Annotated in this window: 12 protein-coding genes; 5 read left to right on the forward strand and 7 right to left on the reverse strand. The window is 56.9% G+C overall.

The window, feature by feature from the left end; translation table 11 throughout:
• Positions 1–39 precede the first annotated feature (39 nt).
• Entirely contained in the window at positions 40–1,485 is a 1,446-nt protein-coding gene (locus LOC22_RS20270; protein WP_017694099.1) for a M20 family metallopeptidase, read from the reverse strand.
• The gene (locus LOC22_RS20275; RefSeq protein ID WP_045339709.1) at positions 1,485–2,795 is read right to left on the reverse strand and encodes a M20 family metallo-hydrolase; all 1,311 of its coding nucleotides are present in this window, start codon (positions 2,793–2,795) and stop codon (positions 1,485–1,487) included. Before LOC22_RS20275 ends, LOC22_RS20270 begins: the two co-directional genes overlap by 1 nt.
• A 175-nt stretch (positions 2,796–2,970) precedes the next feature.
• On the opposite strand from LOC22_RS20275, the gene LOC22_RS20280 reads away from it, so the two are divergent.
• Together LOC22_RS20280 and smrA are read left to right on the forward strand one after the other, a co-directional pair.
• Positions 2,971–3,876, forward strand: a complete 906-nt coding sequence (locus tag LOC22_RS20280) for a LysR family transcriptional regulator (RefSeq protein WP_032648168.1) — start codon at positions 2,971–2,973, stop codon at positions 3,874–3,876.
• Between the two features lie 350 nt (positions 3,877–4,226).
• Complete coding sequence (smrA, locus tag LOC22_RS20285; protein ID WP_015570640.1) at positions 4,227–4,790, forward strand: DNA endonuclease SmrA; 564 nt, start codon at positions 4,227–4,229, stop codon at positions 4,788–4,790.
• A 32-nt stretch (positions 4,791–4,822) separates the two neighbouring features.
• On the opposite strand, the gene tcp is transcribed toward smrA, so the two are convergent.
• Positions 4,823–6,484, reverse strand: coding sequence for a methyl-accepting chemotaxis citrate transducer (gene tcp / locus LOC22_RS20290; protein WP_017384568.1), 1,662 nt, complete (start codon positions 6,482–6,484; stop codon positions 4,823–4,825).
• Positions 6,485–6,629: 145 nt separating this feature from the next.
• On the opposite strand from tcp, the gene LOC22_RS20295 reads away from it, so the two are divergent.
• Positions 6,630–7,496 (forward strand): aldo/keto reductase family oxidoreductase, encoded by an 867-nt coding sequence (locus LOC22_RS20295; protein ID WP_015570639.1) that lies wholly within the window; start codon positions 6,630–6,632, stop codon positions 7,494–7,496.
• Positions 7,497–7,542: 46 nt separating this feature from the next.
• Here the strand turns inward: LOC22_RS20295 and LOC22_RS20300 are convergent, their stop codons facing one another.
• A complete protein-coding gene (locus tag LOC22_RS20300; protein WP_015570638.1) occupies positions 7,543–7,743 on the reverse strand; it encodes a hypothetical protein in 201 nt (66 codons plus the stop codon).
• 325 nt (positions 7,744–8,068) lie between these two features.
• Between LOC22_RS20300 and LOC22_RS20305 the strand changes: the two genes are divergently transcribed.
• Entirely contained in the window at positions 8,069–8,488 is a 420-nt protein-coding gene (locus tag LOC22_RS20305; protein ID WP_003857514.1) for a translesion error-prone DNA polymerase V autoproteolytic subunit, read from the forward strand.
• A 346-nt stretch (positions 8,489–8,834) separates the two neighbouring features.
• Positions 8,835–11,264: a glucose/quinate/shikimate family membrane-bound PQQ-dependent dehydrogenase gene (locus LOC22_RS20310; RefSeq protein WP_063859267.1), complete on the forward strand. Its 2,430-nt coding sequence runs from the start codon at positions 8,835–8,837 to the stop codon at positions 11,262–11,264.
• A gap of 86 nt (positions 11,265–11,350) precedes the next feature.
• On the opposite strand, the gene pqqF is transcribed toward LOC22_RS20310, so the two are convergent.
• Genes pqqF through pqqD form a run of 3 tightly spaced genes read right to left on the reverse strand, consistent with a single transcriptional unit; the run spans position 11,351 to position 15,034 of the window.
• Positions 11,351–13,621: a pyrroloquinoline quinone biosynthesis protein PqqF gene (pqqF, locus tag LOC22_RS20315; RefSeq protein ID WP_230239159.1), complete on the reverse strand. Its 2,271-nt coding sequence runs from the start codon at positions 13,619–13,621 to the stop codon at positions 11,351–11,353.
• A gap of 5 nt (positions 13,622–13,626) precedes the next feature.
• A complete protein-coding gene (gene pqqE, locus LOC22_RS20320; protein ID WP_023296519.1) occupies positions 13,627–14,769 on the reverse strand; it encodes a pyrroloquinoline quinone biosynthesis protein PqqE in 1,143 nt (380 codons plus the stop codon).
• Positions 14,756–15,034: a pyrroloquinoline quinone biosynthesis peptide chaperone PqqD gene (gene pqqD, locus LOC22_RS20325; RefSeq protein ID WP_003857508.1), complete on the reverse strand. Its 279-nt coding sequence runs from the start codon at positions 15,032–15,034 to the stop codon at positions 14,756–14,758. Before pqqD ends, pqqE begins: the two co-directional genes overlap by 14 nt.
• Positions 15,035–15,036: the final 2 nt, after the last annotated feature.

Raw genomic sequence — 15,036 nt, forward strand, 5'->3', positions numbered from 1 at the left:
TTCCTCGGGACTGTTGTTGTGTTGTTGTGTTGTGTTTTTTTATTTTAAAGGTGACGGTGTCACGCCCTGCGGGATCGGACACTCGTACGGTTTTTCTGTTATGTGTTGTTCGAACTCTTCCCGGCATTTTCGCAACAGGTCGGCATCCTGAAGCAGATGCAGCGCGGTCGCGCCCATCACTTTTCCGGCCAGCAACATGCCTTTATGGGCAATTGAGGTACGCCCCTGCGCCACTAATTGCCAGGTATGCAGTGGGGTGCCGACGGTAAAACAGGGGCTAAAGCACTGTGCGACAGGCATCTTCCAGCTGACATCCCCCACATCGGTGGAGCCTGCCAGCACGTTATCGGTGATGGCGTAAGGGGCAACTTCATCCACCAGCAGCGTCTCCTGATGGCGTCGGGCAAACGCTTTTCCCTCTTCGGCCCCCGTTGCGGCAATGTTTTTCAGGCTGTTTTGCAGGTCGTTTGCCGTGAGCGTGGCGCGGATTTCACGGGCAAATTCGCGTTCCTCTTCCGTCCAGGCCGGCGTGCCATAATGCTGCAATGCGCGGTACATCGCCGCTTCGAGCGTACGGTTCGGCAGATAGCTGGAGCAGGCTTTATCAAAGCGGCACTCGACGGTGGTTTCGGTCATCATCGCCGCACCCTGGGCGATTTTCTCGATGCGCGCGTAGATCTGCTGCGCATCGGCCATCTCCGGGGCGCGGATCAGGTACAGCACCTCGGCCTGGGCCTGTACCACGTTGGGCGAAATCCCGCCGGTATCGGTGATGGCGTAATGAACGCGCGCTTTTTCAATGATGTGTTCGTTAAGGAAGTTTGTACCGGTGGTCATCAGCGTCACGGCATCCAGCGCGCTGCGCCCCAGATGTGGGGAGTTTGCGGCATGAGCGGCGATCCCCTTAAACCGCCAGGCGGCCTGAATATTGGCCAGTGTGCTGACGTTAAACATCCCGGCAAAGGCCTCCGGGTGCCATGTCACGGCAGCGTCCACGTCGTTAAACAGCCCTTCACGTACCATAAAGGTTTTACCGGAGCCGCCTTCCTCGCCGGGGCAGCCGTAAAATCGTACCGTTCCGCTGCCGCCGTGTTGTTCCAGCCAGCTTTTCACCGCCACCGCCCCGGCGAAGGCAGCAGTGCCTAACAGGTTATGCCCGCAGCCGTGGCCGTTCGCCCCCGGGGTGGCGGATTGCGCCGTCGCGCAGTGCGCCTGCTGGCTTAGCCCGGCCAGGGCATCGTATTCGCCCAGAAGGGCGATAACGGGCTTGCCGCTGCCGTAGCTGGCAATAAAGGCATTGGGAATGCCTCCGGCTTCCCGCGTCAGGGCAAAGCCCTCGGCTTCCAGCGCACTGGCGAGCCGTTCGGCGGACCAGAACTCTTCGAAGCGCGTTTCGGGATGATCCCAGATGTCGTCGGCAATATCGGTAAACGTCTGACATCGCGTGTCGATGGCATCGGCGATAAAAGCGTAGTTCTCCTGCATTACACACCTCGCGTCCACGGGAAATTAAGCGCAGTTCGCGCCAGCGTTTCGATGGCAACGTTCATCACCTGCTCATCAAAATCGAATTTTTCGTTGTGATGTCCGGCGCTCAGCTCGGTGCCGAAGACCATATACGAGGCCATGCCGCCGTTCTGCTGTACGCGGGCCATCATTAGCGTGGCATCTTCGGAGCCCGCAGGCGCTTTGACCTTATCAATGGCATGAGTCACGCCGGGCACCTGGCTTGCCTGTTCGCGCAGATAATCGACCCAGGCCGGAGAAGGGGCGCTGGAGGTCGCCGCCCCCATCAGGTTTACCCCGGCTGTTACGCCGTAGAGCGCCGCCGCGCCGGTAATTACCGCCTGTGCGCGCTCAAAGACATACTGATTAATAGCCTCGCTTTCGCCGCGGGTTTCAACCTTAAGCAACGCATCAGCCGGAACCACGTTGCGTCCGCTGCCCGCCTGCATGACCCCGACGTTAACCCGGGACGCGCCTTCGCTGTGTGGTGCGATGCCATGCAGCGCGATGGCGGCCTGGGCAGCCGCGAGCAGGGCGTTACGGCCCTCTTCTGGTTTACCGCCAGCGTGTGCGGCGACCCCGGTAAAGCGCACGTCAAATTTGGTGGTCGCCATGAAGTTATCGCTGCCGCAGATCACCGTCCCTTCCGGAACGCCGGTCCCGATATGAATGGCGGTAAAGTAGTCCACGCCGTCCAGCGCGCCTGCGGCGACCATAGCCCGCGCGCCGCGCGTACCCTCTTCAGCAGGCTGGAAGATCAGTTTGATGATGCCGTTGAGCTGCGCTTCATTCTGCTTAAGCACCTGCGCCAGCCCCAGACCAATGGTGGTGTGGCCGTCGTGCGCGCAAGCATGCATCATTCCCGCATTGCAGGAGGCAAAACCGTCGCGGAAGGGGCGATGACTTTCGTCAAGCGCTTCGCTTAAATCAAGTGCATCCATGTCTACCCGAAACGCCAGCGTCGGGCCCGGACGTCCGGTATTCAGGGTCGCCACAATGCCGGTAAATCCGCCCTCAAACGGCGCCAGCCATTTCTCCGGCGCACCCTGCGCCCGGGCGCGGGCAAACTCTCGCGAAAGGGTGGCATCATCGGGCAGTCCCATACGGCTTTCGGCATCGACCACGTCGCGCCCCATCGCCAGTTCGTAGCCCAGCGAGTCGAGGATCTCCGCGACTTTCGCAGCTGTTCGAAACTCTACCCAGCCGGATTCCGCAAAATGGTGGAAATCGCGACGCCATGCGCTCAGTTGTGGAGCTAATGTCTGAATGTACTGCGCCAGTGCGTTCATATCTTTTCCTGTCATCATTAAAATATGTGAACTGCTTCACGCTGTGATAGTTTTTACTTATCACTAATCGTTTTTTCACAGTTTTAACCGTTCAGGAATTACCCTCGCACATCCGTTTCCATTAAAGTAGATGACAGTTTCTTTACTCTGATAAACAACGGTTATCGGTCTCGTTATGTCATTTCAGATTAAATTTCATCAAATCAGGGCGTTTGTCGAGGTGGCGCGACAGGGCAGCATTCGCGGCGCCAGCCGGACGCTTAATCTTTCGCAGCCCGCGCTGACCAAATCCATTAAAGAGCTGGAGGAGGGTATGGCGGCCCAGCTGTTTGTGCGCCGGAGTAAAGGCGTCGCGCTGACCGAGTGCGGGGAAGGGTTTTATCACCGCGCTAATTTGATTCTGGAAGAGCTGCGTGCAGCGCAGGATGACATCCGCCAGCGACAGGGCGAGCTTGCCGGGCAGATCAATATTGGGATGGGGGCCAGTATTTCACGCAGCCTGATGCCGGCCGTCATTACGCGTTTTCATGCGCAGCATCCTCAGGTCAACGTACGGATTATGGAAGGCCAGCTGGTGTCGATGATTAATGAATTACGTCAGGGTGAGCTGGACTTTACCATCAATACCTATTATCAGGGGCCGTACGATCACGAATTTACGTTTGAAAAGCTGTTCGAAAAGCCTTTTGCTGTATTTTGTCGGGCAGGGCATCCGGCGACAGGGGCGACCTCAATTAATGAGCTTTTGCAATATAACTGGACGATGCCTACGCCCCGGGGAAGTTATTATAAGCAGTTGCAGGATACTTTTAGCCATCGATCTCAAATACCGCGAATTGGCGTTGTCTGTGAGACCTTTTCCTCCTGTATTAGCCTCGTCGCACAAAGCGATTTCATCAGCATTTTACCGCAGGAGCTGGGCTGCGATCCGCTTCTGGCGCACCGTCTGATAATGCTGCCGGTTGTCGAAACCCTGCCTAAAGCAGCATATTATTTAATTCAGCGTCGTGATTCTCGCCAGACACCGCTTGCCGAATCATTAATCACGCAGTTTCGAAGGGAAGCCAGGAAATTAATTTAATCAAAATAACAACAATAAAAAAATAGAGTCTGCCCGACATCAGACAGACTCCACAGTACACACAGTCGTGCGTCCTTTCGCGGATCCTACATGCATTATCCATTGGGCAGGTTTATTAAGTTATAACAGCTTTTTCTTAAAAGAGAAGGACGTTGAGTGATTGATTTCACGATTTTTTAACGTAAATTATTTAATTAATTACGGCTGAAATTTAAGTTAAGGTTAGATTAAATTTATTGCGTCTGCGATTATCTGTTCCTTAAGCCATTATTTGAACCCGTGCCTGGATGATTGAGACCCGCAACGGGCGCAGGTATAGTACATCACTCAGATGTAGCCGGAGGATTTCCATGAACCCTGACGACAAATCACTTTTTCTTGACGCCATGGAGGATGTCCAGCCGCTCAAACGCTGCGCGGATATTCACTGGCAGCAGAGCCGCAACACGCGGGCGCGTCAGGAAATAGATACTGAGCAGCTCGATAACTTTCTGACGCTGGGGTTTCTGGAACTGTTGCCCCTTGCCGAGCCGCTCATGTACCAGCGCGAAGGGGTACAGCAGGGGGTATTTGATAAGCTGCGTTCCGGCAAATATTCCCGTCAGGCCAGCTTAACGCTGTTACGCCAGCCTGCGGAGCAATGCCGCCAGCTGGTCTATTCCTTTATTCGCCAGGCCGGACGTGACGGGCTACGCAACCTGATCATCGTGCATGGTAAAGGGCGTGAACAGCAGTCGCATCCTAACGTGGTGCGCAGCTATCTTGCGCGCTGGCTGACCGAGTTCGACGAAGTACAGGCCTTTTGCGAAGCGCAGCCGCATCACGGCGGCAGCGGAGCATGCTATGTCTCGTTGCGTAAGTCAGAGGATGCGAAGCGAGATAACTGGGAGCGCCACGCCAAGCGCAGCCGCTAATCAGGAAGGCGGGCGAGATGCCCGCCTGTCACTCAGAAGGTTTCCCAGTTCGCGTCAGCTGTATTCGCGCCTGCCGCTGACGGGCGCAGCAGTACGGGCGTTTTCACGTTTTTAGGGCGAGCCGCCAGCGATGCCTGAGCGTTCAGCCGGAATGCCGCCACGGCCTGACGCAGCTGTTCAGACTGATCTTCCAGCGCTGCCGCCGCCGTTGCCGACTCCTGTACCAGTGCGGCGTTTTGCTGCGTGACGCTGTCCATCTGCGAGACCGCCAGGCTGACCTGCTCTATACCGCGGCTCTGCTCGTCAGACGCCGAGGAAATCTCAGCCATAATATCGGTTACGCGCGTCACGGCCGCGACGATCTCTTTCATGGTCGCACCCGCCTCGCTCACCTGTTCCGAGCCGGTATTCACCCGGCTGACAGAGTTCTCGATAAGCCCTTTGATCTCTTTTGCCGCCTGCGCGCTGCGGCTGGCCAGCGTCCGTACTTCACCTGCCACGACCGCAAAGCCGCGACCTTGTTCCCCGGCACGGGCGGCTTCAACCGCCGCGTTGAGCGCCAGAATGTTGGTCTGGAAGGCAATGCTATCGATAACGCCGGTGATATGCGCAATTTGCTGAGAACTGTCGGCAATGTCATTCATGGTACGCACCACGTTATCCACCACCTGACCGCCGCGTGCGGCGGTTTCAGACGCATTCTTCGCCAGCAGCGTCGCCTGACGGGCGTTATCCGAGTTCTGTTTCACCGTGGCAGTCAGCTCTTCCATGCTGGCGGCGGTCTCTTCCAGCGAGGCTGCCTGCTGCTCGGTTCGCGCGGAAAGGTCGTTACTCCCGGCGGCAATTTCTCCTGCGCCCGTGTAGATAGAATCGGTGCTGCCGCGCACGGCGCTGACGGTGCTCACCAGCGACTGCTGCATCTCGTGCAGACCAGCAGCCAGCTGGCCCATCTCGTTGCGCCCGGTAATCGCGACATTTTGCGTCAGATCGCCGCTCGCGATGGTGCGAATATGGTTCATGATGGCGTTGAGCGGTTTCAGGAGCAGGTGCTGTAAACCCTGCCAGATCACCACCAGCACGGCGATCACAGTCAGGAAGATCGCCGCCAGCGTCCACTGCATCTGGGTAAAGCTGCTCTGATTCTCTTCGGCGGCGGCTTTCAGCAGCACGTTGTTTTCAGCGCGCCAGCGGGTATAGACCGCCTCCATCTCATCCTGCGCCTGCTGGGCGTCCAGGTCGCCATAGGCCTGATAGTTATCGGCGCGCAGATACTCAATGGACAAGCGCATCACCTCGTGCATTTGCTTCCAGGCTTTCTGCATCTCTTCGGTGAGCGCGGCATTCTGGCCCTTCACCTGCGAAATCGCCTGCCAGTTTTTGTAATAGTCTTCGGCCTTGGTCAGCGAACCGTTCGCGGTGCCCAACAGCGTGTTGATTGCTGCGAGAGAGGCCGGATCGCGCTGGTTTTTCAGGTAGCGGATCGCCACGCGGGTGACGGTAACGCGTGTTTTCACCAGCGTGTTAACGCTGTCGCTCAGGCTCTCCTGTTGGGCATTGAGTAACCCGGAGTTCTGAAAGTTGTGACGATCGTTGTTAACGGCAGAGTAGAACAACCCTCCCGTGACAACTTGCAGCAGACAGAATATGGTGAGGGCAAAGATAATACCGGTAATCACGTGCAGATTTTTCAGCATGGCGGTCATCCGTAAGAGAAGAGGCAGGGTTACATCAATACTATCGTCGTAGCGAATTTAAACTTTAATTTTACTATTGCTTAACTAATGGTTTCGTTGCGGAACCTGTTGTAAATCCGGATCATTTTTTATGAGGAAGGTCAGCATGAGCAGCATAGATAAAAGCGGAACGTTCACGCTCGGAACGCGTACGGTTAAACGATTTGGCTATGGCGCGATGCAGCTTGCCGGGCCTGGCGTTTTTGGTCCGCCAAAAGACAAAAATGCGGCGCTGGCGGTGCTGCGTGAAGCGGTGGCGTCGGGTGTGAATCACATTGATACCAGCGATTTTTACGGACCTCATGTGACCAACCAGCTTATCTGCGAGGCGCTTCATCCGTACCGGGACGACCTTACGATTGTGACCAAGATCGGCGCCCGACGCGGCGAGGATGCCTCCTGGCTGCCGGCGTTTTCCGCGCAGGAGCTGACGCAGGCGGTGCATGACAATCTGCGTAACCTGAAGCGGGATGTGCTGGACGTGGTTAACCTGCGGATCATGTTTAGCGCCCATGGACCGGCGGAAGGCTCGATTGCCGCGCCGCTGAGCATCCTTGCGGAGCTGCAACAGCAGGGGCTGGTTCGCCATATTGGGCTGAGCAACGTCACCGCTTCGCAGGTTGCTGAAGCGCAGAAGATGGTTTCCGTGGTGTGCGTACAGAACATGTACAACGTTGTGAATCGCGGTGACGATGCGCTGGTCGATTCACTGGCGCAGCAGGGGATTGCCTGGGTGCCGTTCTTCCCGCTGGGTGGTTTCACGCCACTGCAATCTTCCGGACTACAGGCGGTGGCGGATTCGCTGGGCGCGACGCCGATGCAGGTGGCGCTGGCATGGCTGCTGCAACGCTCGCCAAATATCCTCTTGATCCCGGGAACCTCATCGGTGGCGCATCTGCGTGAAAACCTGGCGGCAGCCGATCTGGTTTTGCCGCCTGAGGCGCTGGAGACGTTAAATTCGCTGGTGGGGTAATCCCGATGGCAGCAAAAGCCCGGAGGATTTTTCGGGCTTTTGCTGTTTATGATCCAATCTGACTTTTTTGGCGGTGAAGCGCTAATGCTTCCGCCACGATTTCTTGCTTACTTTTCCGTGTTTCATGCGCAGTAATGCGGATGTACTCCATCAGCGCAGGATCGATGCGCGCGCTTAACATCCTGAGTTCGGCCTCCTTTGCGACACCGCGAGCAACACGCTTATCGGGATAATCACGGGCAGGCATAGAAAACGTCCTCCAAAAATTGTCTTGTTAATTTGTGCTGTAAAATATGCGCCAGTCTAAATAGAAAGTCAACGGATAGTGATTACGCAGTGATGCTAAGTTGTCTTTTGTGTATTTTGAAGTCATTGGTAAGTGATTTGATAGTGATGTTTTATGACGCGTTAAGCTTGCCCATGCGTAAAAATTTACAAAACAAATAATCTTCATTGCTATAGGGGGTTATAAGCGAAGCGGTTAAGGCGTAGCCAGCCGCTTATGCTGACATGGCTTGATCGATACCTCAGTTAAAACTACTGTATATAAAAACAGTGTGGAGGTGTTTATCATGATCTTTTTCAGACCCGCAGAGTTGCGTGAAATCGTTGCTATTCCACTTTTCAGCGACTTAGTACAGTGCGGCTTCCCCAGCCCGGCAGCGGATTATGTAGAGCGGCGTATCGATTTAAACGAGTTATTAGTCGCCCATCCCAGCTCCACTTACTTTGTCAAAGCCGCCGGTGACTCGATGATAGAAGGGGGGATCAATAACGGTGATTTGCTGGTGGTGGACAGTTCCCGCAAGCCTGAGCATGGCGATATCGTGATTGCGGCGGTAGAGGGCGAATTTACCGTGAAGCGCCTCCAGTTGCGTCCCAATATTCAACTCAACCCCATGAACAGCGCCTATTCACCGATTATTGTCGGCAGCGACGATACGCTCGATATCTTTGGTGTAGTGACGTATATCGTGAAATCCGCGAGCTGATCGTGTTTGTGAAGCTTAATTAATAGGCAATAAGTTAATTCTCATCATGCAAAAATCTTAGGTTATCGGGGCTGTCTTGTCGGCAAACCTGATATTCATCGCATAAGCCGGAACTGACTGGTCAAATATTCTGGTATTGGCGAATTACAGAGTGATATCCCATTTTTTTATTTTGTTATGTTCCTGCACTTTAGTGAGTTTTCTTTTCTTCCGACAGAATACATTTTGTCTACATTATAATTTTAATTTATGATTCGCACACGAACAATTGATGTTATGCAGGGTTTTAGCATCGTGGCAGTCAATAAAACCCTGCTGTTATAAAGTAATCAGGAGATTCATTTTTATGTCAGACAATAATCCCCGCCCATCCGGCTGGTTAGGCCCGTGGTGCCTGCTGGTGGGTGTGATACTTCTTGTAACGGGGCTCTTTTTTGCCATCGGCGGTTTTAAACTGGTTTCCCTGGGGGGGAGTTGGTATTTTCTCATCGCCGGGGTTATCACTCTGCTCTCTGCGATTCAGTTCTTCCGCCGCAAGTCCTCTGCCGTGGGGCTGTTTGCCCTGGTGTTTCTTGGCACCCTGATTTGGGCATTTTTCGATGCCGGGCTCGACTTCTGGCCGCTGGTTTCCCGTTTAATGGTACCCGCCGGGCTGATGGTGCTGGCAGCCGCCACCTGGCCTGCATTGCGTAAACGTGAAGGAAAACCGTCCTGCGCAAAAGGGGCCCTGGGGGTCTGCGCGGTCCTTATTGTCGCCATGGGCGTCACCTTTGTTCAGATGTTTCAACCCCATCCGACCGTGCCGTTTAGCGGTGAAAAACGCCCGCTGGTGCCGGTAAAAGATGATGCGAAACAGCAGAACTGGGATCACTACGGTAATACGGCTGGCGGTAGTCGCTTTGTGGCGCTGGACCAGATAACCCGTGACAACGTGAAAAACCTGAAACCGGTCTGGACCTACCATACCGGTGACGTACCGGAAAGTCCGGACGGCAATGGCGCAGAAGATCAGCAAACGCCGCTACAGGTTGGCGATCGTGTCTTCCTCTGTACGCCGCATAACAACGTGATCGCCGTGGATGCCGATAGCGGGAAAGAGATCTGGAAAGCGGAAATCAACGCCAAGTCTGCAATCTGGATGCGCTGCCGTGGCCTGGCGTACTTTGATGCCACCAAACCGCTGGCACAGCCAACGGTAGCCGGCTCCACGCCGGTCCTGCCAGCGCAGGTGGCACCGGGCGCTGCATGCCAGCGCCGTATCCTGATGAACACCATCGACGGTAAGCTGATCGCGTTAGACGCCGATAACGGCAACTTCTGCCCGGACTTCGGTACTAACGGCAGCGTTAACCTGCATGAAGGGATGGGCGACGCGTCAGATCCCACCTACGTGCTGACGTCGGCCCCGACGCTGGCGGGTACGACGGTTGTCGTTGGCGGCCGCGTTGCGGATAACGTCAGCACCGATATGCCGGGAGGCGTTATACGTGGTTATGACGTGATCACCGGCCAGCTGCGCTGGGCGTTCGACCCGCGTAATCCGGATCCGAACTATGTTCTGAAGCCGGGCGAACACTACAAACGTAGCTCTGCAAACTCCTGGGCCCCTATGTCCTGGGATGCGTCGATGAATACCGTGTTTATCCCGATGGGAAGTTCCTCTGTCGACCTGTGGGGCGCTGACCGTATTCCGGAAGATCACAAATACGCCACCTCAATCCTCGCGCTGGATGCGACTACCGGGAAAGAGAAGTGGGTATACCAGACCGTGCATAACGACCTCTGGGATTTCGATATCCCGATGCAGCCGAGCCTGGTTGATTTCCCGACGAAAGAGGGCAACAAGCCCGCGGTGGTGGTGGGCACCAAAGCGGGGCAAATTTACGTTCTTGATCGCCTGACGGGTAAACCGCTCACTGAAGTGAAAGAGGTTCCGGTAAAACCAGCGGATATTCCACGTGAACAGTACCCGGCAACGCAGCCGCGCTCTGTGGGGATGCCGCAGATTGGCGCGGAAACCCTGAAAGAATCGGATATGTGGGGGGCGACGCCGTTTGACCAGCTGGCCTGTCGTATCAGCTTCAAATCAATGCGTTATGACGGTCTGTACACGATGCCGGGAACCGATATTTCCCTGAGCTTCCCGGGCTCGCTGGGGGGAATGAACTGGGGTAGTCTGTCCACGGATCCGAACAACCAGTACATCTTCGTCAACGACATGCGTCTGGGTCTGTGGGTCCAGCTGATTAAACAAGATCCGCAGAGCGCGGTGGCAAACACGGGCGGTGAAGCCGTGAACGCCGGGATGGGCGCCGTTCCGATGAAAGGAACGCCGTATTCGGTCAACAAAAACCGTTTCATGTCACCGCTGGGCATTCCGTGCCAGAAACCACCGTTTGGCTCTCTCTCCGCGATTGACCTGAAAACGCAGAAAATCGTCTGGCAGGTGCCGGTCGGTACCGTTCAGGATACCGGTCCGTTTGGGGTAAAAATGCGCATGCCAATGCCTGTCGGTATGCCGACGCTGGGCGGTACGCTGGCCACGCAGGGCGGTCTGGTCTTCATTGCGGGAACCCAGGATTACTACCTGCGCGCCTTTGATTCCTCTACGGGGGAAGAAGTGTGGAAAGCGCGTCTCCCGGTGGGTAGCCAGGGCGGACCTGTCAGCTATGTATCACCGAAAACCGGCAAACAGTACATTCTGATCTCTGCCGGCGGTGCACGTCAGTCGCCGGATCGTGGTGACTACGTGATTGCCTACGCGCTGGATAAATAACAGCGAAATAAGCAGCCCGGCCCCGTCATAGTACGGGGCTTTTTTTTGACTAAAAACTACGCACAGGAAGAAAGCGGCGGTTCCGGTCAGCCCGTGAAAAGCACCCGCCAGCGTCGGCGAGTCATCTCGCGCCATAGCGCGATTATCTCGTCAGGTTGCAGGGCATCAATAGCCTGCGGTGTTAACACCGGCAAACCATAGCGCTGGCGCAGGGCGGCCACTGCCGTGGCGCTGGCATCCATCGGTGAGCGGATCTGCGTCGCCAGCTGCTGTCGCAACACGCTGAACGCTGCCTCATCGCACGGCGTCAGCTCACGCAAAAATCGTTTGCAGCAACCCAACAGGTTCACGGGAGAACGGTCAGGCGACTGTAACGCCAGCAGCAGGCCATCGCGATCGGCAATACGCTGATAACGACAGCTGACCACGTAGCCAATCTGCTGTTCCACGCGCAGGCGCTGGAAAAATTGCGGTTCGCAGCATAACGCCAGCAGCCGCAGCGCGGCGAGCGACGCGCCCGGCGGCAGGGGAATAAACACCAGCAGCGCCGAATCCGCGCTGGCGTGCGGGATGTGTTCGATCCCGCCGGGACAACCGCTTAACGGCAACGGCTTAGCGTTAACCGGCACCCGGAGCAGGCCAAGCTGCCGGGCTAACCCGTGCGCGTGCCCGGCGCTGCCGCCAACTAACGCCGCCAGCCAGCCGTCCCGCGGCGGATCCGATGCCAGACGTTCAGGCAATTGCTGAAGCAGCTCACGGATGGCAATGCCTTCTGGCACTGACGTAATCGCCGGAGCGGGGTGGGAGAGGCGATCGATTATCGCCCCGATGATGGGTTCCGCCGTCACCACGGCGTCAGGAAGCCGCAGCGTGAGCTGCCAGCTACCGTCAACCGTTTGCCACTCGCCGCTGCCGTCGATATGGCGCAGTTCAGCAAGAAGAGGGCGTAACTGTTTGCCCATCGCCACCCCCTGTGACCTGTCCACGCGCGAATAAAAAGGCCTGCGCAGGATCAGCGTCGGCGGTTGTGTCTGCGCCGACAAATGCAGCAGTGGAGCGGCTTCTGACGTCGGGGCTGGCGCAGCATACCTGGCAGTCTGCGGGTAGAAGGAAAACGCGATGGGGCTATCATCTGCAACCGGCTGGCGACGCCAATGGCTAAGCGGCAGGGCAAAACCCTGGCTGGCAATAATTTCAGCGGTTTCCATTTTTTTGCAGGCCAGATACGAGACTGGCGCCGCCAGTAAGTCAGCACAGAAGGCGGAAAAACCTACGGGCGCCGCGCCGGGCGCAAAACCAAATGCCCGCTGGCGCAGCTGCTCCAGCGTCGGCAGGGCGCTGAAACGCTGCTGTGCCAGCCGATAATAATGCCGCTGCTGCTCATCCGTCGTTTGCTGTAGCGCCCGTAGCCAGTGGGTAATATGCGGGTCAATGTCCTCGGGCCGTTCGCTATCAACCGTTAGCGCCAGCCAGCCGTAATCGTCATCCTGATAAAGCCAGTTCAGGGCTACCTCTTCTGCCAGTCCACGCGCCCGTAGCCCGGCAATCAGGCTTCCGGGGGCGTCGTCCAGTAAAAACTCCCGAAATAAAGTGACGTTGTCACTTTTTCGGATTAACGGACAACGCCACAGTGCGGGTCGCTCCGTCACCGCCAGCTGATAATCTGCTTCAGCGCTAAGACGCAACGGGGGAGCGGTTTCAGGCATGCCTCCTGACGCAAAATCTGACGCAAACGTATGGGCAAGCTCGGCCAGCGCATCCAGCGTTTGCGGCCCTTGCAGCCACAATTGCAGGTGTCCGGCCACATAATAGCGACGATGAAAGTCGCGCAACGCGGCTTGCAGCGATCCCGGGTCCTGCCCGAGAGACTCCTTGCTACCCACCTGAAAACGGCGAAAAACCGCGGGTTCTTCCATCGCGTGGCGCGCCGCCGCTTCGCGCCGGGCGGAATCATGTTGCTGGATGAGCCGGTTTTCCGCATCAATGACCGCCACTTCGCGCTGTATGTCATGCGGTGAAAGCAGCGGCGCCAGCAACATATCCCGCAGCCGCGCGACGCCGTCGGACAGGTTATCGGCGGCAACGTCGAAGAAAAAAGCGCTGTGGCGAGCCAGCGTGGTGGCATTGACGCTGCCGCCCTGGCGCTGGACCCAGGCCATGAGTCGATCATCGCCCTGATAGCGCTGGCTACCGCGGAACAGCAGGTGCTCAAGCAAATGCGCAAGACCGGCGAAGCGCGGTGGTTCGTGATGGCTTCCGGCACTCACGCGCGCCAGCGCCGCCGCGCGTGTCGCCTGCGGCTGATGCACCAGCGTTGCGCGTAAACCGCCTGCCAGTTCCACGATGCGGGTGGTCATTATCGTTACAGTTCCCGGGTTTTGTAGATAAGCTGAGAACGGGTACGGTTGCGGAACTGAAGCTGACCGATCTTCATATCACTACAGGCTGCTTCGCGTCGCGCCTCGAGGATTTTATGATGATGCGGCGATTTGCTGCACACCGGATCGGCGTTATCCGCATTCCCGGTGAGCATAAAGGCCTGGCAGCGGCAGCCGCCGAAGTCCTTCTCCTTTTCATCGCAGGAGCGGCACGGCTCCGGCATCCAGTCAAACCCGCGATAGCGGTTGAAGCCGAAAGAGTCATACCAGATGGATTCCAGACTCTGCTCAAGCACCGACGGGAAATCCACCGGCAGCTGGCGCGCGCTGTGGCAGGGCAGCGCCGTGCCTTCCGGGGTCACGCTGAGGAAAATCGACCCCCAGCCGCCCATACAACCTTTTGGCCGCTCTTCGTAATAATCGGGGGTGACGAACAGCAGGTTGGTCAGATTGCCGCTGGCGGCCATTTTTTGCCGATATTCGGCAACCACGCGTTCCGCGCGGGCGATCTGTTCCCGCGTCGGCAGAAGCCCCTGACGGTTAAGGAACGCCCAACCGTAGAACTGGCAGGTGGCAAGTTCGACGTCGTCGGCGTCCAGTTCGATGCACAGCTCGATGATTTTATCGATCTGATCGATATTGTGCCGGTGCAGGACGAAATTCAGCACCATCGGGTAATCGCGGGCTTTGACCGCTCTGGCCATCGCCAGCTTCTGCTGGAAGGCTTTTTTGTTCCCCGCCAGCGCAGCGTTGAGCACTTCATCGCTGGCCTGAAAGCTAATCTGGATATGGTCCAGACCGGCCTCGCTGAACGCGTCGAGCTTGCTTTCCGTCAGGCCAATTCCCGAGGTGATCAGGTTGGTATAAAAACCGAGATCGCGAGCGGCGCGGATCAGCTCCGGCAGATCTTTACGCGTCAACGGTTCGCCGCCGGAAAAACCTATCTGCACGCTGCCCATCGCCCGCGCCTGGCGGAAAACCTCAATCCACTGTTCGGTGGTCAGCTCCTGATCCTGCCGGGCGAAGTCCAGCGGGTTAGAGCAATAAGGACACTGTAGCGGACAGCGATAGGTCAGCTCCGCCAGCAGCCACAGCGGTGGATTGACGGCGGGTTTATTCTGGCTCACGGAAAATAATCCACTTCTGTTGATAAGCGATTTGCAGGAATTCTACGACGTCGTCATCCACGCCGCCGGCTTCCGGGAACCGTTCGTTGAGTATGGCAATGATGGCCGCCGCGTCGCGTTGGCCATCGACCAGTTCGAGGATCGCGGCCGCGGTCTCATTGAGTTTAGCCATGCCTTCCGGATAGAGGATGACATGGCTGTCCTGAGCGGCTTCCCATTGCAGGCGATAGCCGCGACGAAAGGCGACGATGGAGTTTTTTTGCATGC

This window comes from Enterobacter sp. AN-K1 (assembly GCF_020971765.1).
Taxonomy (GTDB): Bacteria; Pseudomonadota; Gammaproteobacteria; order Enterobacterales; family Enterobacteriaceae; genus Enterobacter; species Enterobacter hormaechei_C.

Bases quoted from the DNA above. Each gene is read 5' to 3' on its own strand.
- LOC22_RS20270 (WP_017694099.1), bottom strand. From the start codon at position 1,485: ATGCAGGAGAACTACGCTTTTATCGCCGATGCCATCGACACGCGATGT.
- LOC22_RS20275 (WP_045339709.1), bottom strand. From the start codon at position 2,795: ATGAACGCACTGGCGCAGTACATTCAGACATTAGCTCCACAACTGAGC.
- LOC22_RS20280 (WP_032648168.1), top strand. From the start codon at position 2,971: ATGTCATTTCAGATTAAATTTCATCAAATCAGGGCGTTTGTCGAGGTG.
- smrA (WP_015570640.1), top strand. From the start codon at position 4,227: ATGAACCCTGACGACAAATCACTTTTTCTTGACGCCATGGAGGATGTC.
- tcp (WP_017384568.1), bottom strand. From the start codon at position 6,484: ATGCTGAAAAATCTGCACGTGATTACCGGTATTATCTTTGCCCTCACC.
- LOC22_RS20295 (WP_015570639.1), top strand. From the start codon at position 6,630: ATGAGCAGCATAGATAAAAGCGGAACGTTCACGCTCGGAACGCGTACG.
- LOC22_RS20300 (WP_015570638.1), bottom strand. From the start codon at position 7,743: ATGCCTGCCCGTGATTATCCCGATAAGCGTGTTGCTCGCGGTGTCGCA.
- LOC22_RS20305 (WP_003857514.1), top strand. From the start codon at position 8,069: ATGATCTTTTTCAGACCCGCAGAGTTGCGTGAAATCGTTGCTATTCCA.
- LOC22_RS20310 (WP_063859267.1), top strand. From the start codon at position 8,835: ATGTCAGACAATAATCCCCGCCCATCCGGCTGGTTAGGCCCGTGGTGC.
- pqqF (WP_230239159.1), bottom strand. From the start codon at position 13,621: ATGACCACCCGCATCGTGGAACTGGCAGGCGGTTTACGCGCAACGCTG.
- pqqD (WP_003857508.1), bottom strand. From the start codon at position 15,034: ATGCAAAAAAACTCCATCGTCGCCTTTCGTCGCGGCTATCGCCTGCAA.